The sequence below is a fragment of the Hydrogenophaga sp. R2 genome, from assembly GCF_049843595.1.
Lineage (GTDB): Bacteria > Pseudomonadota > Gammaproteobacteria > Burkholderiales > Burkholderiaceae_C > Hydrogenophaga.
Map to the genome: position 1 here is coordinate 160,907 of NZ_JBBHZN010000004.1, position 21,332 is coordinate 182,238.

20 protein-coding genes are annotated in these 21,332 nt (G+C 69.3%); 11 read left to right on the top strand and 9 right to left on the bottom strand.

Features of this window, described 5'->3' with window-relative positions:
• Positions 1–7 precede the first annotated feature (7 nt).
• Positions 8–991, bottom strand: coding sequence for a response regulator (locus tag WD026_RS14160; RefSeq protein WP_425724305.1), 984 nt, complete (start codon positions 989–991; stop codon positions 8–10).
• Positions 982–2,106 carry a sensor histidine kinase gene (locus WD026_RS14165; protein WP_425724306.1) on the bottom strand — a complete coding sequence of 375 codons (1,125 nt, stop codon included), beginning with the start codon at positions 2,104–2,106 and terminating at the stop codon, positions 982–984. Before WD026_RS14165 ends, WD026_RS14160 begins: the two co-directional genes overlap by 10 nt.
• A gap of 306 nt (positions 2,107–2,412) precedes the next feature.
• On the opposite strand from WD026_RS14165, the gene WD026_RS14170 reads away from it, so the two are divergent.
• Positions 2,413–3,081, top strand: coding sequence for a LuxR C-terminal-related transcriptional regulator (locus WD026_RS14170; protein ID WP_425724307.1), 669 nt, complete (start codon positions 2,413–2,415; stop codon positions 3,079–3,081).
• Between the two features lie 53 nt (positions 3,082–3,134).
• Complete coding sequence (locus WD026_RS14175; protein ID WP_425724308.1) at positions 3,135–3,905, top strand: type III pantothenate kinase; 771 nt, start codon at positions 3,135–3,137, stop codon at positions 3,903–3,905.
• On the opposite strand, the gene WD026_RS14180 is transcribed toward WD026_RS14175, so the two are convergent.
• Positions 3,906–5,396 (bottom strand): wax ester/triacylglycerol synthase family O-acyltransferase, encoded by a 1,491-nt coding sequence (locus tag WD026_RS14180; protein ID WP_425724309.1) that lies wholly within the window; start codon positions 5,394–5,396, stop codon positions 3,906–3,908.
• 114 nt (positions 5,397–5,510) lie between these two features.
• Here WD026_RS14180 and WD026_RS14185 point away from each other — a divergent pair, with 114 nt between their 5' ends.
• Positions 5,511–5,765 (top strand): acyl-CoA-binding protein, encoded by a 255-nt coding sequence (locus WD026_RS14185; protein WP_086121362.1) that lies wholly within the window; start codon positions 5,511–5,513, stop codon positions 5,763–5,765.
• Positions 5,766–5,780: 15 nt separating this feature from the next.
• On the opposite strand, the gene WD026_RS14190 is transcribed toward WD026_RS14185, so the two are convergent.
• From WD026_RS14190 to WD026_RS14200, 3 genes are read right to left on the bottom strand one after another with little or no spacing between them, the layout of a single operon-like run.
• Positions 5,781–6,104 carry a polyhydroxyalkanoic acid system family protein gene (locus WD026_RS14190; RefSeq protein ID WP_425724310.1) on the bottom strand — a complete coding sequence of 108 codons (324 nt, stop codon included), beginning with the start codon at positions 6,102–6,104 and terminating at the stop codon, positions 5,781–5,783.
• A 3-nt stretch (positions 6,105–6,107) separates the two neighbouring features.
• Positions 6,108–7,196 carry an aminopeptidase gene (locus WD026_RS14195; protein ID WP_425724311.1) on the bottom strand — a complete coding sequence of 363 codons (1,089 nt, stop codon included), beginning with the start codon at positions 7,194–7,196 and terminating at the stop codon, positions 6,108–6,110.
• Complete coding sequence (locus WD026_RS14200) at positions 7,196–9,250, bottom strand: molybdopterin-containing oxidoreductase family protein (protein ID WP_425724312.1); 2,055 nt, start codon at positions 9,248–9,250, stop codon at positions 7,196–7,198. Before WD026_RS14200 ends, WD026_RS14195 begins: the two co-directional genes overlap by 1 nt.
• 193 nt (positions 9,251–9,443) lie before the next feature.
• Here WD026_RS14200 and WD026_RS14205 point away from each other — a divergent pair, with 193 nt between their 5' ends.
• Complete coding sequence (locus tag WD026_RS14205) at positions 9,444–10,667, top strand: ABC transporter substrate-binding protein (protein WP_425724313.1); 1,224 nt, start codon at positions 9,444–9,446, stop codon at positions 10,665–10,667.
• A 10-nt stretch (positions 10,668–10,677) separates the two neighbouring features.
• Positions 10,678–11,892 (top strand): M20 aminoacylase family protein, encoded by a 1,215-nt coding sequence (locus tag WD026_RS14210; protein WP_425724314.1) that lies wholly within the window; start codon positions 10,678–10,680, stop codon positions 11,890–11,892.
• On the opposite strand, the gene WD026_RS14215 is transcribed toward WD026_RS14210, so the two are convergent.
• The 3 genes from WD026_RS14215 to WD026_RS14225 form a co-directional block, all read right to left on the bottom strand.
• Positions 11,864–12,520, bottom strand: a complete 657-nt coding sequence (locus WD026_RS14215; protein ID WP_425724315.1) for a TetR/AcrR family transcriptional regulator — start codon at positions 12,518–12,520, stop codon at positions 11,864–11,866. The two genes, WD026_RS14210 and WD026_RS14215, sit on opposite strands and share 29 nt — an antisense overlap.
• On the bottom strand, positions 12,517–13,749 hold the full coding sequence (locus tag WD026_RS14220; protein ID WP_425724316.1) for a patatin-like phospholipase family protein: 1,233 nt from the start codon (positions 13,747–13,749) through the stop codon (positions 12,517–12,519). Before WD026_RS14220 ends, WD026_RS14215 begins: the two co-directional genes overlap by 4 nt.
• An 81-nt stretch (positions 13,750–13,830) precedes the next feature.
• Positions 13,831–14,412 (bottom strand): phasin family protein, encoded by a 582-nt coding sequence (locus WD026_RS14225; RefSeq protein WP_425724317.1) that lies wholly within the window; start codon positions 14,410–14,412, stop codon positions 13,831–13,833.
• 209 nt (positions 14,413–14,621) lie between these two features.
• Between WD026_RS14225 and WD026_RS14230 the strand changes: the two genes are divergently transcribed.
• The 6 genes from WD026_RS14230 to pdeM all read left to right on the top strand — a co-directional run bounded on the left by WD026_RS14230 (position 14,622) and on the right by pdeM (position 21,260).
• Complete coding sequence (locus WD026_RS14230) at positions 14,622–16,607, top strand: SDR family oxidoreductase (RefSeq protein ID WP_425724318.1); 1,986 nt, start codon at positions 14,622–14,624, stop codon at positions 16,605–16,607.
• 85 nt (positions 16,608–16,692) lie between these two features.
• Positions 16,693–17,586 (top strand): acetylglutamate kinase, encoded by an 894-nt coding sequence (gene argB / locus WD026_RS14235; RefSeq protein ID WP_425724319.1) that lies wholly within the window; start codon positions 16,693–16,695, stop codon positions 17,584–17,586.
• Positions 17,583–18,284: a response regulator gene (locus WD026_RS14240; protein WP_425724320.1), complete on the top strand. Its 702-nt coding sequence runs from the start codon at positions 17,583–17,585 to the stop codon at positions 18,282–18,284. Before argB ends, WD026_RS14240 begins: the two co-directional genes overlap by 4 nt.
• Positions 18,256–19,752: an ATP-binding protein gene (locus tag WD026_RS14245; RefSeq protein WP_425724321.1), complete on the top strand. Its 1,497-nt coding sequence runs from the start codon at positions 18,256–18,258 to the stop codon at positions 19,750–19,752. Before WD026_RS14240 ends, WD026_RS14245 begins: the two co-directional genes overlap by 29 nt.
• A 99-nt stretch (positions 19,753–19,851) precedes the next feature.
• Positions 19,852–20,511: a nucleoid occlusion factor SlmA gene (gene slmA / locus WD026_RS14250; protein ID WP_425724322.1), complete on the top strand. Its 660-nt coding sequence runs from the start codon at positions 19,852–19,854 to the stop codon at positions 20,509–20,511.
• A gap of 8 nt (positions 20,512–20,519) precedes the next feature.
• Positions 20,520–21,260: a ligase-associated DNA damage response endonuclease PdeM gene (pdeM, locus tag WD026_RS14255; RefSeq protein WP_425724323.1), complete on the top strand. Its 741-nt coding sequence runs from the start codon at positions 20,520–20,522 to the stop codon at positions 21,258–21,260.
• Positions 21,261–21,332 lie beyond the last annotated feature (72 nt).

The following is a 21,332-nucleotide window of genomic DNA, read 5'->3' on the forward strand; positions in this document are numbered from 1 at the left end:
GACCGGCTCAGGTGTCGTCCACCGAGCGGTGCTCTGCGGCCCGCAGCACCGCCCGGTAGGTCGGCAGGGGCGGATGCTCCCCGGCCTGCAGCGCGAACAGGGCGCTGGTCAGCAGACCGTCTTCGTCCAGGGGCCTTGCGGGAGCAACCCGGATGGGGCCCCGCAGGCCCAGCTGCTGGTGCAGCTCCACCGCCGCCAGCTGTTCGCCGGCCCGGACAGCCCGCACCGTCTCGAAGTCCATGCCGGCCGAGCCGGCCAGCTCGGCCAGGCCCGGCAAGCCGGACACGGGTTCGAGCTGCAGCCACTCGCAGCCACCATCGATGGTGACCCCCAGCATGCCGAAGGGTGCTCCCAGCACCACGTGCTCGACCCAGCGGCCATGGCTGAGCTGCTGAAGTGCCTCGACCACCGCCGGAATCTGCAGCAGCGACTGCTGCTCGGCCGTGAGCACGCTGCGCCACAAGGTGTTGAGCCGCACATGCGGCGTATTGGCCAGCTTGCGCAGCACGCCCAGCAGATGCCGTGTGATGTCTTGCGTCTGTTTGGGCACGAACTGGTCGATCAGGCCGCTGTTGAAGGCCTTGACCGCGATCTGCTCGTCGGCCTGGCCGGTCAGCAGCACCCGCGAGCCAGGCCAGTCGAGCAGGGTGTTGAGCACGGACAGGCCATCGGTGCCGGGCATGGCGTAGTCGACCACGCAGCTCTGCACCAGCCGGTACCGTTCCGGCTGGGTGGACCAGTACCGCAGGATCTGCGGCAGCAGGGGCACACCGTTGCGCCAGCGGTCGATGATCTGCAGCTGCAGCGTGGCATCGGCTTCCCAGCGGGCCGTTTCGGCCTCCATGCGCCGCCCGAAACCGGCCGGCCGCGAGAACAGCTCGATCTGGATGTGGCCCGGTATCACCATGCCGAGCATCTCCAGGTAGTCGACGTCGTCGTCCAGGAAGAGGATGCTGCCAGGGCGGTGGATGAGCGGAAGGGTCAGTGGCATGGATCGGGCGAGAGCGGTGCAGACGGACGGAACGGGGTCTCGGAACGGTCCAGGGGCAGTTCGATGGTGAACACCGCACCCTTTCCCGATTGTGAATGGACTGTGAGCTTGCCGTGTGCGTCTTCCACCACGTTCTTGCAGAAACTCAGGCCCAGCCCGTTGCCGGCACCGGCCTGCGTTGAATAGAAAGGTTCGAAGATACGCGATTGCAGCTCGTTGGGGATACCCACGCCACCGTCGGCCACCACGATGCGCCCGCGGCGGTGGCGAACGCTCACGGTCAGGCGCAGATCGCCCGGACACAGGGCCGTGCTGGCCGACACCAGGGCATGCAAGGCGTTCTTGATGAGGTTGGCCAGCACCTGGGCGAACAGGGGATAGGCACCCAGAAAGCGGAAATCGTGTTCCACCTGCACGATCACGCAGTGGCGTTCGCGCGAGGTGCGGTAGGGGTAGTTGTTGACCACAGTGGTCACCAGGTCGCCCGCCCGGATGCTGGTGTGCTGTCGGGGCAGCCGCATGAGCTGCGCATTGGCGATCTGCATGTCGATGTGCCTGTGCATGCCGCGCACCAGGTTCTGCAGCCGGTGGCCCAGATCGTCCAGCTTGCGCCGGCGGGCTTCGGCCTGGTCGAGCTGGGCCATGTTGCGCAGCACGTCGCCCATGAGGTGGACCGTGGCCAGGGGCGTTCGCAGTTCGTGGGCCATCACGCCCATGGTGCTCAGGGTGTTGACCAGCCGCACCCGCCGCAGGTTGGCGCTGGACATGCCCAGCAGCAGGCCTACTGCGGCAGCGAACACGATGATGAGCAGATGTTCAGGCATCGGTGCCTGAAGTGAGTGTGTGTTGACCACCCATGCGGTGGAAATGCCGACCAGGCTGCCCGTGATGAGGCCCACGACCGCCAGACGCCAGTCGGTGAAGTGAAAGTAGATCAGGATCATGGCGGCCAGGCTGGCCAGCCAGATGCTGCTGCCGTCGTTCATCATGTACATCCAGCTGAAGAACCATGGCAGCTGGAGCCACGTGGCGAAGCTGAACCAGCGGCCGCTGAAATAGCTGGCAAAGTCACGCCGCCAGCCGATGGAGAAGTACACCGCGGACGACATCACCATCAGCGCCCGAGCCCATGCGCTTTCATACGGCTGGGGGAGCCAGAAGGTCCATATGCAATAGAACGCCAGGTGCCCCACGCAGGTGAACAGACCAATGCCCATCAGACGCAACCGGGATGGGTGCAAAATAGGCTCGAGAGGTGCATTCAGCACGTCATCGCGCCACCAGCGCCGCATCCTCGCCCTGGCGTTGTGCCACCACAAACGGTCGATTGCCAACATGATCTCCTGTGAAATTGACTTCATCGGATGCACCCCCCGCCCGGGACGGTCGGGCATTGTCGGCTTGGCCCAACGCGGACACCCATGACCCTACCTGTCAACTTTGACAACATGGGGGTCGATGCCATCCTGAACGACTGGCTGACCGCTCTGTCCGAGCACGGCGTCGAGGCGCTGATGGTGCTGGGGCCGGCACCCACGGGCACCCCCAACGACCGCGAGGTGCTGGCGATCCATCCGCCCCGTTTCGTGGGAGCGGCGCTGTCGCTGGCCGAGAGCGGCGATTTCGGTGCCGGCTGGCGGGAAAGCGATGCCCCCCTGGTGGCCTGGCAGGACATCTCCAAGGCGGCAGGCGAACAGACCAGCCGCTGGCGGCGGCTGTGGCTGGCCCATGGTCAGCAGTCCCTGGTGTGGGTGTCGTTTCCGCTGCCGGCGGGACGCGCCTTCGAATGCTTCATGTTCAGCCCGCGCACCTTCAACCATCGCAGCGATGCGGCCAACCTCGCGTGGTCGGCCTTCAATGTGTGGCCGATGCTGCGCCGCATGATCGCCGAGCAGCGCGTCTCGCTCACCCCGCGTGAACTGGAGAGCCTCAACCTGGCCTTCCAGGGACTCACCGCCCGCGAGACCGCGGTCCGCATGGACTGCACCGAGCGCACGGTGAACTACCACCTGGCCAATGCCATGGCCAAGCTGCAGACCGACAACAAGCTGGCGGCGGTGCAGCGGGCCTGCTGGATCGGCCTGATCTGACGGCTTGCTGCAGGGCAGCACGGCAGGGCGCGGCGCTTGGTGATAATCCGCCCATGAGTTTTCTGGCCCTTGATGTCGGCAACACCCGCCTGAAATGGGCCGTGTACGACGCCCCCCGCCCCGGTGCCCGGTTGCTGGCCCATGGTGCGCAGTTCCTGGAAAACATCGAATCCCTGGAAGAGGGCGACTGGAGCCGCCTGACCTGCCCGAGCTGGGTGCTGGGTTGCGTGGTGGCCGGCGATGCGGTCAAGCGCCGGGTGGAAGAGCAGCTGGAGATGTGGGACGTGACCCCGCGCTGGGTGGTGTCCTCCACGGCCGAGGCGGGGCTGGTCAACGGTTACGACCATCCGGCCCGTCTGGGGTCGGACCGCTGGGTGGCCATGATCGGTGCCCGCCACCGCCTGCTGTCGCAGGGCCGCGCCCGCCCTTGCGTGGTGGTGATGGTGGGCACGGCGGTCACGGTGGAGTGCATCGACACCGAGGGGCGCTTCCTGGGCGGCATCATCCTGCCGGGCCACGGCATCATGCTGCGGGCCCTCGAATCCGGCACCGCCGGCCTGCACGTGCCCACCGGCGAGGTGCGCGATTTCCCCACCAACACCAGCGATGCCCTCACCAGTGGCGGCAACTTCGCCATTGCCGGCGCGGTGCAGCGCATGGTGGAGAACCTGCGCCGCCATTGCGGCGAGGACCCGGTCTGCTACATGACCGGGGGGGCGGGCTGGAAGGTGGCCCCCAGCATGTCGACCGAGGTCGAGCTGGTGGAGAGCCTCATCTTCGACGGGCTGCTGGAGATCGCCAGCCGGCGGCTGGTGGCGGCCTGATCAGCCCGTCTCGCCCCAGGGCAGCATCAGCGTGAGCGTGAGCAGGCGCTCGAACTCCGGCGTGAAGCGGTCCACCACCTGCTGAGGGTCGGGGCACAGGCCGCTGTCGGCGATGCAGCCGAACTGCACCCCGCCGCCGTAGCTCAGGATGGACACGCCCAGGCCCACGGTGCCGGTCTGCGGCACCCAGAACATGGTCTGCTCCAGCGTGCTGCCGCACACCTTGAGCTTGTGCGCCGGCCCGGGCACATTGGTCATCACCGCCGTGGTCTTGCGGCCGAACAGGCTGAGCATGGCTTCCTGCGCCGGCTTGACCAGCAGCCCGGCCACCGACAGCAGGCCGAAGGTCAGCAGCGGCTGCAGGCTGCCCTTGAGGTCGGCCATGCGCCGCTTCACCGCGAACAGCCGCTCCAGCGGATGCTCGGTGCCGATGGGCAGCAGCAGCGGCACCAGGCCGAAGCGGTTGCCCAGCTTCCAGGCGTCTTCCATGGGGCGCAGGTTCACCGGCACCATGGCGCGGATTTCCTGGCCGGCCGGGTCGTCGCCCAGGTCGCGCAGGTAGTTGCCGATGGCGCCGGCCACGCAGGCCAGCAGCACATCGTTCACCGAACAGCCGAAGGCCCGGCCGATGGCCTTGACCTGGTCCAGCGGCACCGGCTCGCACCAGGCCACGCGCTTGGTGTGGCCGGGCTGGCCCTTGAGGCGGGTGGGCGAGTCGTCGGGCATCAGGGCCAGGGCCGCCAGATCGCTGGCCAGCTGTCCGCCCAGGCGGGCCATTTCCATGGCCTGGTCCACCGTGTGGCCGATGCCTTTCTGCGGCTCGGCCAGCAGGGCCATGGATTTCGCGGCGCCGCCGCCGGCGGCTTCCAGCGCACGCGCCGTGATGTCGCCCAGCGGCCGGATCAACGAATCGGCCACCCAGTCCTCGGCGCCTTCGCGCAGCGCTTTCTTGCGGCCCCTGGCGGGCTTGTCGCGTTGCGGGGGCAGGGCGCCGCCGTCCACCAGGCTCATCATCACGCTGATGAGGGCAATGCCGTCGGCAATGCAGTGGTGGATGCGGGCGATCAGCGCCGAGCCGCCGTCGTGCTGCTCGATGAGCTCGAAGTGCCACAGCGGATGGTCCGGGTCCAGCGGCTGCATGGCCAGCGTGGCCACGCGCTCCTGCAGCGCCTGCTGCGCGGTCTGGCCCTTGCGGCGGCGCAGCGGGCGGCTCTGCAGATGCCGCTCCAGCCGGAAGTCGGGGTCGTCGCTCCAGTGGGCGCCGGCGGCATCCTCGCGGGCCACCTGCACGAAGCGCCGGTAGGGCAGCAGCCGCTCGCGCACACGCTGCAGCAGGGCTTCGCGGTCGATGGCGGGGCGCAGCATCCACACGCCGACGATCATCATCAGGTTGGACGGCGAATCCATGCGCAGCCAGGCCGTGTCGACCTTGCTCATGCGTTCTCCGCTCAGGCCGAGCGTGCTGGTCAGGGCCTGTCGGACGGCGGCCACGCGTTGCTCCATGGGGGCTCCCGGATCTGGATGGGGTTCTCTAGGTTGGCGCCGATTGTGCAAGCGGGCGGGACCGTAAGATAGCGGGACACACCCTTACCCGCAGGAGACCCCATGTCCGATCTGACCGCCCGCTTCAACGCCGCCGTGGCGAATTCCAAGAACCTGAGCGAGCGCCCCGACAACGCCACGCTGCTCAAGATCTACGCGCTCTACAAGCAGGCCACGGCCGGCGACAACGCCGAGAAGAAGCCCGGTTTCGGCGACATGGTGGGCCGCGCCAAGTGGGACGCCTGGAACGGCCTGAAGGGCACCTCAGCCGATGACGCCATGCAGCAGTACATCGACCTGATCGAGAGCCTGAGCTGATCGACCGGCCGGGCTTCAGCCCTTCTTCTTGCGGCCAGCCGGCTTGCTGCCGGCGGCCAGCAGTTCGTCCAGGTTCTTGACGATCTCGCTCTCGATCCGGTCCTTGAAGGCCCCCAGCAGGAAGCCCAGCTTGGCGTCCAGCTCGAAGCGGTTGCCGGTCACCTTCAGGCAGCCGCTCACCCCGGAGCGGGTGAACTGCACCTCGTCCGCATCGTCACCCTCTTCGTAGGTGCAGCTCATGTCGAACTCGGCTTCGGCCTGTTCGGCCCATTTCCAGGCCAGCTTGCGTGCGGCGCTCAGGCCCAGCTGGTGGTCTCGTTCGATGCGGATGTCGGCCATGGTCTAGCGTTCAGTGGTTGGCGGGGTCAGGCCGCGCAGGGCGGCGTGGCGGTCGGCCTTGGGCTGGCGGGCCAGCTGGCGAACCGCATCATAAAACCGGCCCCAGTCGCCGCCATGGCGCTGGTGCAGCGCCAGAAAGGCCGGCACCCATTCGTCGTAGGCGCCCTGGCTGGCCAGGCTGGCGTTGTTGGCCTGGGCGACCCAGGCGTCGTACCCGGCCCAGCCACCCCACCGTGCCCGCAGCGATGCGTAGCGTTCGCGCAGCTGGTTCATGACCTCGGTCTTGCGGACCTGGCGCTGCCCATCGTCCAGCGCTGCGTCGGCATAGACCTGCTGCAGCTGCCGGCGGATGTCGCGGGTGAGCGCCCGGAATTCGCGCCGCCGTGCGTCGAAGGCGGCGTATTCGGCGCGCACGGCCGGGCTGGCCCGTTGCGCCATCCAGCGCTCGCCGCCCAGCCGTTCGACCGCGGTGGCGAACGACTCGTTGAAGGGCGTGTCGTCGGCCGCGTACACCACCTGGTGGGCCAGCTCGTGGAACAGCAGCCGGGCGACCTCGCCTTCGGGGTAGTGGATGAAGGTGTTGAGCACCGGATCGCCGCCGATCCAGTTGGTCCAGCCCAGGGTGGAATAGGCCGGCACCGGCTGCACCTGCACCTCCAGATCGGCCGGCAGGCTGGCCGCAAAGGCCCGGGCCGCGGCCTCGTCGAAGTAGCCCCGGTAGGTCACGCAGCCGGCCACCGGAAAGCACCACTGCTGCGGCGTGAGCGAAAAACGCGGTGCCGCCACCACATTGAACACGGCGGCACGCCGGCCCAGATCGGCATAGCGGTGGTAGCTGGCGTTGTCGGGCAGGCCCAGTTCGGCGACCGCAAAGGCGCGCATCTCGCGCACGCGCTCCAGCTTGGGCCGCAGCGCGGCGGGTGTGGCCGGGTCGGCCAGCCAGTCGTCGATGGGGCGGGCCGCCGCCATGAGCCGCAGGTGGCCGGTGACCGATTGCCAGTAATAGCCCGGCCCTGGCGTGTGGCTGGCGCAACCACCCGCCAGGAGGGCCGCCAGCAGGGCCGCGCCCACGGCAGCCTGCCGGCCCCGCATCAGGCCGCCTCGCCGGCGCGGGCCACCTCGACCAGGCAGTCGTAGAAGGTGGGGCCACGGCCCAGGTCGGTCAGGCGCTGGCTGGTGACCTCGTTCACGTTGGTGCCGTCCGGCCCCAGCTTGCGCCACCAGATGCCCAGGCCGTTGACCACGCCACGGCGCGCCCGCGCGCCCACCTTGACGCGGCAGCGGTATTCGCCCCGGTCGTTGAACACGCGGACCATGTCGCCATCGCCGATGCCGCGCGAGCTGGCATCGGCCGGGTGCATCTCCAGCACCGGCTCGCCCTCGATGTCGCGCAGGCTCTGCACGTTCACGAAGCTGGAGTTCAGGAAGTTGCGCGCCGGTGGCGAGATCATGGCCAGCGGGTAGGCCGCCGACGAGCCGGCTGGCTCGTGGTTGGGCAGGTGGTCGGGCAGGCCGTCCAGGCCCTGGGCCTGCAGCCGGGCGCTGAAGAATTCGCAGCGGCCCGAGGGTGTGGGGAAGCCGCCGTTCGCATAAGGTGCGTCCGGCATCTTCAGCGTGGCGAAGCCCTGGTCGAGCAGCTGCTGGAAGTCGATCACATCAGGCCGGAAGGCCTGGCGGCACAGGGTTTCGTCGTCGTCGTCGAAGCAGGGCTCGGTGAAGCCCATGCGCCGCGCCAGCGCCCGGAACACGTCGGTGTTGGTGCGGGACTGGCCCACCGGCGCAATGGCCGGGCGGTTGAGCAGCACATCGGTGTGGCCGTAGCTGGTGTGGATGTCCCAGTGCTCGAGCTGGGTGGTGGCCGGCAGCAGGATGTCGGCATGGTCGGCGGTGTCGGTGCGGAAATGCTCCAGCACCACGGTGAACAGGTCGTCGCGCGCAAAGCCGCGCACCACCTTGCCGGATTCCGGGGCCACCGCCACCGGGTTGCTGTTGTAGACCACCACCGCCTCGATCTTGGGGCCGAAGGCGGGTGAGGCCTCGCGCAGCAGGTCGTCGCCGATGGTGCTCATGTTGATGGTGCGGGGCTGCCGGCCGGCCAGCAGGTCGGGCCGTTGCAGCGCCGCACGCTCCACCGGGAACTGCCCCGAGCTGGACAGCAGCACGCCGCCGGCCGCATGGCGCCAGGCCCCCACCAGGGCCGGCAGGCAGGCCACGGCCCGCACCGCATTGCCGCCGCCGCGCACCCGCTGCATGCCGTAGTTCAGGCGGATGGCGGCGGGCTTGGTGGTGCCATAGGCACGGGCCAGGTCGATGATCTGCTGCACCGGCACGTCGCACACGGCGGCGGCGCGCTCGGGCGGCCACTGCAGGGCGCGTTCGCGCAGCGCCTCGAAGCCCAGGGTGTGGTCGCGGATGTAGTCGTGGTCCAGCCAGCCGTTCGTGATGAGCTGGTGCATGAGCGCCAGGGCCAGCGCGGCGTCGGTGCCGGGGCGCAGGGCGATGTGCTCGTGGCACTTCTCGGCGGTCTCGGTGCGGCGTGGGTCGATGCACACCAGCCGGGCGCCGTCGCGCTTGGCCTGCTGGGCCAGCTTCCAGAAGTGCAGGTTGCTGCCGATGGAGTTGCTGCCCCAGATGACGATCAGCTTCGCCCGGGCGAAGTGCTCCACCTTCATGCCCACCTTGGCGCCCAGGGTCTGCACCAGGCCCTCGCCCCCGGCAGCGGCGCAGATGGTGCGGTCCAGCAGCGAGGCACCCAGGCGGTGGAAGAAGCGCGCCGCCATCGACTCCCCCTGCACCAGGCCCATGGTGCCGGCGTAGCTGTAGGGCAGGACGGCCTGGGGGTCGCGCGATGCGATCCCGCCCAGCCGCGTGGCAATGGTGTCCAGCGCTTCGTCCCACGAAATGGGTTCAAACCGCCCGCTGCCCTTGGGGCCGGTGCGGCGCATGGGCGTGAGCAGCCGCTCGGCGTGGTGGGTGCGCTCGGCGTAGCGCGAGACCTTGGTGCACAGCACGCCGTCGGTGTGGCGGTGCTCGGGATTGCCGTGCACCTTGATGGCCACGCCGTTGTCCACGGTGGTGATCAGGGCACAGGTGTCGGGGCAGTCGTGCGGGCAGGCGCCACGCACGGTGAGGGTTTCGGCGGTCATGGAAAAGAGGGCACTGTGGCAGGTCTGCTGCGGTCCGGGTCAGGATATCAGGACAAACCGGGTGGGGTATCACGTTGAGCCTGTACATTCGTGTCACCGGGCGCAGATCCGGTCACGTGAACCCCCGCAGCAGGCACACCGGCTGAAGGGGCCTCATGTCTTGAGGCCCGGCAGCCTTTCATGGAGACCCTACATGCATTTGCCGTCGCTTCCCTCCCTTGTACTGGCCCTGGCGACTGCGCTGTCGGTCGCGGCACCGTCGGCCATGGCGCAGGCGCCTGCTGCACCGGCGGCGCAGCCCATCCGGCTCGGGCTGATCCTGCCGCTGACCGGTGGCTCGTCCGACATGGGCAACAGCGCCCGTGTGGGTGCCCAGGTGGCGGTGGACGAGATCAATGCCGTGGGTGGCTACCTGGGCCGCAAGCTGGAGCTGGTGATCCGCGACGACCAGGCCAACAACGACCAGGGCCTGGCCCACGCCGAGGAGCTGGTGCTCAAGGAAAAGGTCACGGCCACCATCGGCTTCTGCAACACCGGCGTGGCCATGAAGGCGCTGGACGTGTTCCAGAACAACCAGCACCTGCTCATCGTGCCGTGTGCCACCGGCACCGCCATCACCGCCAAGTACCCGGCGGCCGAGAGCTTCATCTTCCGCACCTCGGCGCGCGACCAGCTGCAGTCGCAGTTCCTGGTGGCCGACATCGTCAAGCGCGGCCTCAAGAAGGTGGCCCTGCTGGTGGACTCCACCGGCTACGGCGACGGCGGCCTGCGCGACCTGGAAGCGGCCCTCAAGGCCGAGGGCCTGACGCCGCACATCGTGGTGCGATTCAAGGTGGGCGTGAAGTCGCTGACCGAGGAGATGAAGCAGCTCAAGGACTCGGGTGCCGACGCCCTGATCGGCTGGACCGTGGGGCCCGAGCAGGGTGTGATTGCTGCCGCCCGCGCCGCTGCGGGCTGGAACGTGCCGCAGTACGGCCCCTGGGGCCTGTCGCATGCCTCGGCCTTCGAAGGCTCCAAGGGCGCGGTCGAGGGGGCGCTGATGGTGCAGACGGTGCTGCCCAACCCCTTCATGGAGCGCAACAGCGCCTTCCTGCGCGGCTATGCCCGCCTGTCCAAGGAGCGGCCCATCGGCTCCATGATGTCGGCCGCCCAGACCTACGATTCGGTGCAGCTGCTGCTGCGCGCCATGTTCGTGGCCCGTGGCGACTTCAGCGGCAAGGGCCTGAAGAACGGGCTGGAGAACCTGCGCGAGCCCTACCGGGGCGTGGTCACCACCTACGACAAGCCTTTCAGCAACGCCGACCACGACGCCATTTCGGCCAACATGCTGTGGCTGGGAACCTGGAAGGGCGGTGAGCGCACTTATGCCTACAAGGAAGACGCGTCCCGCGCCACCGTGATCCGCCGCAAGGAATGACCGCTGCGCCATGAAACTGATCGACTCCATCGTCACGCAGGCCGCGTCCATCGCGGCCGTTCGCCGCGACCTGCATGCCCACCCCGAGCTGTGTTTCCAGGAAGTGCGCACCGCCGACGTGGTGGCCCGCTGCCTGACCGACTGGGGCATCGAGATCCACCGGGGCATGGGCACCACCGGCGTGGTGGGCATCGTGCACGGCCGTGACGGGGGCGCCTGCGGCCGGGCCATCGGCCTGCGCGCCGACATGGACGCCCTGCCCATGCAGGAGCACAACACCTTTGCCCACGCCAGCCGCCATCCCGGCCGCATGCACGCCTGCGGGCACGATGGCCACACCGCCATGCTGCTGGCCACGGCCCAGCACCTGGCGCGCCACCGCGACTTCGACGGCACCGTCTACCTCATCTTCCAGCCGGCTGAAGAGGGCGGCGGCGGCGCCCGCGAAATGATCAAGGACGGCCTGTTCGAGCGCTTCCCCATGCAGGCGGTGTTCGGCATGCACAACTGGCCGGGCATGCCGGCCGGCAGCTTTGCGGCCAGCCCGGGCCCGGTCATGGCGTCGAGCAACGAGTTCCACATCACCATCCGCGGCAAGGGCTCGCACGCGGCGCTGCCCCACAACGGCATCGACCCGGTGCCGGTGGCCTGCCAGATGGTGCAGGCCTTCCAGACCATCATCACGCGCAACAAGAAGCCGGTGGACGCGGGCGTCATCTCGGTCACCATGATCCACACCGGCGAGGCCACCAACGTGGTGCCCGACAGCTGCGTCATCCAGGGCACCGTGCGCACCTTCACCTTCGAGGTGCTGGACATGATCGAGGCGCGCATGAAGCTGATCGCCGAGCACACGGCATCGGCCTTCGGTGCCACGGTGGAATTCCAGTTCCGCCGCAACTACCCGCCCACCATCAACCACAAGGCCGAGACCGCCTTCATCCGCGAGGTCATGACCGACATCGTGGGCGAGGCCGGCGTGCTCGACCAGGAGCCCACCATGGGCGCCGAAGATTTCGCCTACATGCTGCAGCACACGCCGGGGGCCTATGTGTTCATCGGCAACGGCGACGGCCTGCACCGCGAGATGGGCCACGGCGGCGGCCCCTGCACCCTGCACAACCCGAGCTACGATTTCAACGACGACCTGATCCCGCTGGGTGCCACCTTGTGGGCGCGGCTGGTCGAGCGCTGGCTCAACGCTGGTACGCCTCCATCAGCGTGATCAGGTGCCGGCGCTGCTCCGGCTCCAGGTACGGGGCCAGCAGGTGCAGCACATGCCCGGCACCGCGCAGCAGCGACTGCTGGGCATGGTCCGGCTCCAGCGCGTGGCGCGGGTCGCGCACATATTCAAAGCTCAGCCAGTAGGTCAGCACCACCACCATGCTGGTGGCCGTGGGTTCGACCTCCCGGGTGTCGATCTGCACCGCCCCGTGCCGGCTCAGGCTGGCGAGCATCTGGCGCACCGCACGGGTCTTGTCCTGCAGCACGCTCTGGAAGCGGGTTTCCAGCACCCGGTTCTTGGACAGCAGGTCGTTGAGGTCGCGGTACAGGAAGCGGTACTGCCAGATGATCTCGAACAGCGAGTGCAGGAAGAACCAGGCGTCCTCCACGTGGCGCACGCCGTCCGCCGCGCCCAGCAGTTCGGCCAGCGCACGCTCGTGGCGTTCGCACAGCGAGTTGATCAGCTCGTCCTTGGCCGGGTAGTGGTAGTACAGGTTGCCCGGGCTGATGCCCAGTTCGGCCGAGATCAGCGTGGTGGAGACGTTGGGCTCGCCGAAGCGGTTGAACAGCGCCAGCGTGGTTTCCAGGATGCGCTCGGCGGTGCGGCGCCGGGGCTTGCGTTCGGTCATGGCGCCGGGTGGGCCGGTGCGGCCGGCAAGGCGGCCTGCAGTCGGTCGAGCACCAGGTGCAGGCGGGTCACGGGATCGGGGGCCACAGGTCTGCGCGGGGCCAGGGGCGGCAGCAGGCGCAGGTCGGGGTCGGTCATGGCGTCGCGGTTCAGGCCGACGCCATGCCGTGCCAGCCGGGGCGCCAGGGTGGCCGCGTGCTGGCGCAGCCACTGGCGGGTCTGCTGGAAGGCATGCTCGGCCATCTCGCGGCGCTGGCTGTAGCTGAAGGTGTTGGCGAAGAACAGCTCGGCGTCGCGCTGGTCGGGTTCGATCAGCACGATGTCGGTGTCCGGCCAGGCCCGCTCGTACTGCTTGAAGCCCAGCGCCAGCCGCGAATGGATCATGGAGCGGAAGGTCTGGCTCATCACCGCCGGCAGGCCGCCCTCGACCAGCGCCGGAATGCCGCGCTGGCGCGGTGCGTCGGGCGCGGCGCGGAACGGCACCAGCGGGTTCAGGCAGATCAGCAGGTCGATGCCTTCTTCCAGCGCCACCGAGGCGTGCACCGTCTTCTTCAGCGCGCCGTCCACATAGTGCTGGCCGTCGATGCACACCGGCGGGAACAGGCCGGGCAGGGCCGCGCTGGCCTGGATGGCCCGCGAGATCGGCACATGGTCCCAGCCGGGGCGGCCGAAGGGCGCTGCCTCGCCGCTGTCGAGCTGGGTGGCCACCAGCGTGAGCCGGGTGGCGAGTTGCCGGAAGTCGTTGGTGCGGCCGGGCTGGTTGAACAGGCGTTCGATCTGGCGGTGGATGGCCTCGTTGTCGAGCACCCCGGTGGGCAGGGCCGCGCCCAGGCGCTCGAACGCGCTGGTGAACGACTTGCCCTGCAGCAGCCAGGCCTGCAGGGCGCTGGCGGTGAGCCCGGGCACCCGGGCGGCGCGGCCGGCCAGCTCGCCCCAGGCCGGCTTCAGCAGCCACGAGGGGTCGAAACTGTCGGGTCCGGGCCGGTCGTCGATGAAGGCATCGCACAGCTCGCGCGGGGTCAGGCCGTTGGCCAGACCGGCCGCGATGAAGCCGCCGGCGGACACACCGATGTAGTGGTCGAAGCGGTTGAAGTCCAGGCCATCGAGGCAGGCATCGAGGGCGCACAGCGCGCCGATCTCGTAGATGGCCCCGAGCGGTCCGCCGCCCGCCAGCGCCAGGGCCAGACGGGGCGGGACCGGGCGGGCAGTACTGCGTCGGGGGGTATTCATGCGGCCGAGTGTAGGCCGGCGGGCGGCGGTGGCGTGCTGCGCTGCAGCAGCATCCGGGGGTCAGCCCCGCCGCCGGGCCGCTCAGGCCGCCGGGGTGGCCTTGGCGGCGGACTTGGCCGCAGCGCGTTTGCGGGCCGGGGCCTTCGCAGCGGGCTTCGCAGCGGCTTTGGCAGCAGGCTTGGCAGCGGCTTTCGGGGCTGCCTTGGCCGGAGCGCGCTTGCGGGCCGGGCTGGTGCCGGTGAGCTGGGCCACGTGGGCATTGAGCTCGTCGATGCGGGCCATCAGGGCCTCGATGTCGCGGGCGGTCGGCACACCCAGGGTGCCCAGGGCCTTGGCCACGCGCTCTTCGAACAGCGACTCCAGCTTGTCCCACTTGCCGGCGGCCTTGGACGAGATGTCGTTGGCCATGCTGCTGACGCGGCTGGTGGCTTCCGAGATGCGCTCCTCGGCCACGGCCTGGGTCTTGCGCTGGATCGACAGGCCTTCCTTGACCAGCACCTCGAAGGCCTTGCCGCCTTCGGCCTGGGCCTTGGAGAAGGCGCCCAGACCAGCCAGCCAGATCTGCTGGGCCGAGTCCTTGATGGCGCCGGACAGGGCCGACTGGCTCGATGCCTTGGCGGCGGTGGACGATGCGTTGCTGCTCTTGCTGACCTTCTTGACCATGGTGCTCTCCTGAGTCGAGGGTGGGGGCGTGGCCGGGCCACGGCGGAAAGCCGCATGGTGGCCGGCACGGCGGGGGCTGTGTAGGGAAGGCTGACTAAAACCGCCGCTGTGGCGCCCTGCCACGGGTTTGTTCGGAATCGCAAGCCGATGCCCGCACGACAGAATCGGCGGCGTTCCCGCCACACGAAACCCGACACAGGAGATTCCCCATGCATTACTTCGTCACCGGTGCCACCGGCTTCATCGGCAAACGGCTGGTTGCCCGGTTGTTGCAGCGCAAGGGCGCGGTGGTGCATTTCCTGATCCGGCGCGAGAGCGAGGGCAAGGTGGCCCAGCTGCGCGAGTTCTGGGGCGTGGGGCCCAGCCGCGCGGTGCCGGTGTTCGGCGACCTGACCGAGAAGAAGCTGGGCGTGTCGGCGGACGACATCCGCGCGCTCAAGGGCCAGATCGACCACCTCTACCACCTGGCCGCGGTGTACGACCTGGAGGCCGATGAAGAGAGCCAGGTCAAGGTCAACATCGACGGCACCCGAAACATGGTGGAGTTCGCCCGCGCCATCACGGCCGGGTATGTGCACCACGTGTCGTCGATCGCGGCGGCCGGCCTGTACGAGGGCGTGTTCCGCGAGGACATGTTCGAGGAGGCCGAGAACATCGACCACCCGTACTTCATGACCAAGCACGAGAGCGAGAAGATCGTGCGCAAGGAGTGCAAACAGCCCTGGACGGTGTACCGCCCCGCCGCCGTGGTGGGCGACAGCCGCACCGGCGAGATGGACAAGATCGACGGGCCCTACTACTTCTTCAAGCTGATCCAGCGCATCCGCCAGATCCTGCCGCCGTGGATGCCCAGCGTGGGCCTGGAGGGCGGGCGCATCAACATCGTGCCGGTGGACTTCGTGGTGGCCGCGCTCGACCACATCAGCCACGGCCAGCGCGCCGGTGGCGAATGTTTCCACCTGGTCGACCCGGTGGGTTACCGCGTGGGCGACGTGCTGGACATCCTGAGCCGGGCCGCGCACGCGCCCAAGATGAACCTGTTCGTCAATGCGGCGCTGCTGGGCTTCATCCCCAAGAGCGTGAAGAAGGGCCTGATGGCCCTGGCCCCGGTGCGCCGGGTCTACCGCGCCGTCATGCAGGACCTCGGGCTGCCCGAGGACATGATGACCTTCGTGAACTACCCGACCCGCTTCGACTGCCGCCAGACGCTGGCCGCGCTCAAGGGCAGCGGCATCGAATGCCCCAACCTGCGCGACTACGCCTGGCGCCTGTGGGACTACTGGGAACGCCACCTCGACCCCGACCTGCACATCGACCGCAGCCTGCGCGGCACGGTGGCCGGCAAGGTGGTGCTGGTGACCGGTGGCAGCTCGGGCATCGGCCTGGCGGCGGCGCACAAGTTTGCCGAGGCCGGCGCCACCACCATCATCTGCGGCCGCGACCAGGACAAGCTCGATGAAGCCTGTGCCGAGGCCAAGGCCAAGGGCTACGCCTTCGTGGCCTACCCGGCCGACATCGCCGACATGGCCGACTGCGACCGCTTCGTGCAGCTGCTGATCCAGAACCACGGCGGCGTGGACTACCTGATCAACAACGCTGGCCGCTCCATCCGCCGCGCCATCGAAAGCAGCTACGACCGCTTTCACGACTTCGAGCGCACCATGCAGCTCAACTACTTCGGCTGCCTGCGGGTGACCATGGGCCTGCTCCCGGGCATGGTGGCCAAGAAGCGCGGCCACATCGTCAACATCAGCTCCATCGGCGTGCTGACCAATGCCCCGCGCTTCTCGGCCTATGTGGCCAGCAAGGCCGCACTCGACGCCTGGACCCGCTGCGCCTCCAGCGAGTTCGCCGACCAGGGCGTGACCTTCACCACCATCAACATGCCGCTGGTGCGCACGCCCATGATCGCGCCGACCCAGATCTACAAGAACGTGCCCACGCTGGCCCCGGAAGAAGCGGCCGACATGATCGCCCAGGCCTGCATCTTCCGGCCGGTGCGCATCGCCACCCGCCTGGGCATCACCGGGCAGGTCATGCATGCGCTGGTGCCGCGTGTGGCGCAGATCGTCATGAACACCAGCTTCCGCATGTTCCCGGACTCGTCGGCCGCCAAGGGCGACAAGGGCGCCAAGCCCCAGCTCTCGCCCGAGGCGATTGCCATGCAGCAGATGATGCGCGGCATCCATTTCTGAGCCCCGCGCCGGACCTGCGGCGGGGCAGGGTGGGGAGGCGTCCCTAAAATCGGGGGCTGCTTCAACCCATCCCCCCCGCCCGCCCATGTCCGACACCACCGCCCAACCCCTGTCCCCGCTCGACCGTGCGGGCGTGCTCGCCCAGGCCCTGCCGTACATCCGCAAGTACCACGGCCGCACCATGGTCATCAAGTACGGCGGCAATGCCATGACCGATCCGGCCCTGCAGGCCGCGTTCGCCGAAGACGTGGTGCTGCTCAAGCTGGTGGGCATCAACCCGGTGGTGGTGCACGGCGGCGGTCCGCAGATCGAGACCCTGCTGCAGCGCCTGGGCAAGAAGGGCGAGTTCATCCAGGGCATGCGCGTGACCGACCCCGAGACCATGGAAGTGGTCGAGTGGGTGCTGGCCGGCGAAGTGCAGCAGGACATCGTGGGCCTGATCAACCAGGCCGGCGGCAAGGCGGTCGGCCTGACCGGCAGGGATGGCGCCATGATCCATGCCCGCAAGCTGCGCCTGACCGACACCAGGGACCCCTCGCGCGAACACGACGTGGGCCAGGTGGGCGACATCGTCGGCATCGACCCGGCGGTGGTGAAGGCGCTGCAGGACGACCAGTTCATCCCGGTGGTCAGCCCCATCGGCTTCGGCGACCAGAACGAGAGCTACAACATCAACGCCGACGTGGTGGCGGCCAAGCTGGCCACCGTGCTGCAGGCCGAAAAGCTGCTCATGCTCACCAACATCCGCGGCGTGCTCGACAAGGACGGCCAGCTGCTGTCCGAACTCACCCCGCGCCGCATCGACGAGCTGGTGGACGACGGCACCATCTCCGGCGGCATGATCCCCAAGATCGCCGGCGCGCTGGATGCCGCCAAGAGCGGCGTGAATGCGGTGCACATCATCGACGGCCGTGTGCCCCACGCGCTCCTGCTGGAAGTGCTGGGCAACGAGCCCTTCGGCACCATGATCAAGCGATGAGACTGCTGCTGGTCGAAGACGATGTGATGGTCGCCAGCGGCATGAAGCTGGGGCTGTGCGACGCCGGCTATTCGGTGGACTGGGTGGGCAGTGCCGAACGCGCCGAGCAGGCCCTGGAATCGGAGAGTTTCGATGCCGCCATCGTCGACATCGGCCTGCCCGGCATGGACGGGCTGGAGCTCACCCGCCGCATCCGCAGCCAGGGCCAGGCCATGCCGGTGCTCATCCTCACGGCCCGCGACGCGCTGCACGACCGGGTGCAGGGCCTGGACATCGGGGCCGACGACTACATGGTCAAGCCCTTCGAGCTGCCCGAACTGCTGGCCCGCCTGCGGGCCTTGCTGCGGCGCTCCCAGGCCGCCACCTCGGCGGTGCTGAGCTTCGGCCCGCTGGAGATGGACACCGCACACCGGCGCCTGCTGCTGGCCGGCCAGACGCTCGACGTCGGCCCGCGCGAGTGGTCGGTGCTGGAGTACCTGCTGCTGCAGGCGCCCAAGCCTGCCGCCAAGGACAAGCTGCTGCTGGCGCTCACCGGCTGGGACAAGGAGATCACCCCCAACGCCATCGAGGTGTATGTGTCCCGGCTGCGCGCCAAGCTGGAGCCGGCCGGCATTGCGCTGCGGGCCATCCGGGGCTTCGGCTACCGGCTTGAAATCAAGGCCGCCGGCGATGGCGCTGAAAGTGCCCCGGCTGCTTGAGTCGGTCTTCTCCAGCGGCGTGATCGGCGGCCTGCAGCGCCGTCTGCTGGTGCTGCTGCTGGCCACCATCGCGCTGATCGCGGGCATCAGCGTGGCCATCAACTACCAGGCCGCCGGCACCGCGGCCCTGCAGCAGGACCTGCGCCTGCAGCGCCTGGTGCCGCTGCTGGCCGATTCGGTGGTCAAGGCACAGATCGTCGGCCCCCGGGCAGCCGCCGCGCCCCTGGTGGTGCCCGATGCCGATGACCTGATCCAGCAGCCGGGTCTGTCGCTGCTGCTGGCGCCGTCGCTGCTGGAGTTCCTGCAGGACAGCCAGGGTGCCGCCACGCTGGGCGTGCTGGATGCGCAGGGGGCCTTGCTGCTGGGCGAACGCTGGCTCCCCACCGTGCTGCCCACCACCGACAACGCCGAATTCCTCAGCGTGGTCGAGGGCGGCGTCACCTACCGCCTGGTGGCCCAGCGGGTGCAGACCGATGCCGGGGAACTGGTGGTCATGCTGGCCGACGGCACCGACCCGCGCCAGCACTGGCTGCGCGACGTGCTCACCCGCGTGCTGCTGCCCAACCTGCTGCTGTTCCTGGTGGCGGCGGCGGCCGTCGTCTGGGGGGTGGCCCGGGCGCTGCAGCCCCTGATCGATCTCAAACGCGAGGTGGAGAGCCGTTCCCCCGGTGATCTTCGGCCTTTCGACGCCGGTGCCTCGCCGGCCGAAGTCCGCCCGCTGGTGGATTCGCTCAACCGCCTGCTGGCGCTGGTGGATGCACAGACCGATGCCCAGCGGCGCTTCGTCGCCGATGCCGCCCACCAGTTGCGCACGCCGCTGGCCGGCCTGCAGGCCCAGGTGGAGGCCTGGGCCCAGGGCGCCCGCAGCCTGGGCAACGGCGATCTGCTCACCCTGCGGGCCGAGCAGGTGCTGCGGCTGCGCGCGGCCACCCGGCGCACCTCGCAGCTGGCCAACCAGTTGCTGGCCCTGTCGCGCGCCGACACCCTGGCCGGCGAGAGCCATGCCCGGCAGCAGGTCGATCTGGTCGAGCTGTGCGAGACCGCGCTGGACGTGCACCTGGACGCCGCCACCGAACGCGGCCTCGACCTGGGCCTGGAGGTGCAGCCCGCCCGCACCCTGGGACATGCCTGGCTGCTGCGCGAACTGCTCATGAACCTGGTGGACAACGCGGTCAAGTACACGCCTTCGGGCGGTCGCGTCACCCTGCGCTGCGGCCACGACGCGGGTCCGCCGGCCTTCACCTGGGTCGAGGTGGAGGACGACGGCCCGGGCATTCCGCCCCAGGAGCACGAGCGGGTGCTGCAGCGCTTCTACCGGGTGCCGGGCACGGTGGGCGAGGGCAACGGCCTGGGCCTGGCCATTGCCGACAGCATTGCCCGCGTGCACCAGACCCGGCTGGAGTTCGGCACCGGTGCCCAGGGGCGCGGACTGCGCATCCGCATCCTGCTGAATGCGGCCACCCACTAGCCCCGGGCGCCGCAGCCACGCTGGTGTCCGGGGGTAAGCGGATGTATCGGGCTGTGCGAGAATCCGCGCACCGGCCCAGGCCTCCACGGATCTCCTGCCATGACATCCCTGCCGTCCGAGTCTCCAGCTCCCGTCGATGCCGAGGCCGATGCCCCGCCGGCCGGCCGCAAGCGGCCCCGCCCCGGTGAGCGCCGGGTGCAGATCCTGCAGGCCCTGGCCACCATGCTCGAACAGCCGGGTGCCGAACGGGTCACCACCGCCGCGCTGGCGGCCCGCCTGGACGTGAGCGAGGCCGCGCTCTACCGCCACTTCGCCAGCAAGGCCCAGATGTTCGAGGGCCTGATCGAATTCATCGAGCAGTCGGTCTTCGGCCTCATCGGCCAGCTGGCCGAGCGCGAATCCGACCCCCGCACCCGCTGCCGCAAGCTGGTGGCCCTGCTGCTGCAGTTCGGCGAGAAGAACCCGGGCATGACCCGCGTCATGGTGGGCGACGCCCTGGTGTTCGAGAACGAACGTCTGCAGCAGCGCATGAACCTGTTCTTCGACAAGATCGAATCCGCTCTCAAGCAGGACCTGCGCGAGGCCGCGGCCGCCAGCGGCGCGGTGTCGCCCACGGCGGACGCCCAGGGCGATGCCTCGGTCATCACCGCCTTCTGTGTGGGGCGCCTGCAGCGCTTTGCCCGCAGCGGTTTCCGCCGCAGCCCGGGCGAAGGTCTGGACCACGCCCTGGCCCTGCTGCTGCCGGGCCCACGGTCCTGACGGCCACCATGCCCTGGCGGCCGGTCACGCTGGCCCCGGGGTTGCGGCTGGCGCTGCATCCCTCGGGTGCGGCCTGGCTGCCCGACGAGGCAGCCCTGCTGGTGGCCGACCTGCACTTCGGCAAGGCGGCCAGTTTTCGCCGGCTCGGTGTACCGGTGCCCGAAGCGACCACCGGCGCCACGCTGAAACAACTGGACGATCTGCTGGCCGACGTGGTCCGTCTGCCATCTGGTCTGCAGGTCCCCGGCCCGGTCCGCCTGGTGGTGCTGGGCGACCTGCTGCACGCCGCGCGCGGGCGCAGCCCGGTCATGCTCGATGCGGTGCAGGCTGCGCTGCAGGCCATGCGCTCGCATGCCGCCGTGCCGGGCCTGAGCGTCCACCTGGTGCGGGGCAACCACGATGCCGCCGCCGGCGATCCGCCGGCCCACTGGGGCGTGGTGCTGCACGACGAGCCCTGGCGGGTCGGCCCCTGGGCCCTGTGCCACGAGCCGCAGCCGGTGCCTGGCGCCTACACCCTGGCCGGTCACTGGCATCCCTGCACCGTGCTGCGCGGGCCGGCCCGGCAGCGGTTGCGGCTGCCGTGTTTCTGGTTGGGCGATGCGGCATCCCGCCCGGTCGGTGTGCTGCCGGCCTTCGGCGACTTCACCGGCATGCACCCCATCGATGCCCGGGCGGGCGACCGCATCTGGGCCATCGCTGGCGAGGCGGTGCGTGAGGTGCCAGCCCTGGCCGAAGAGCGTTCGGGTTAACCCTCGGTTTAGAGCCGCCCGCCTAAACAATCCCGGGCAAATGGCCCGGGTGTCGGTGCACCGTCACCGAAT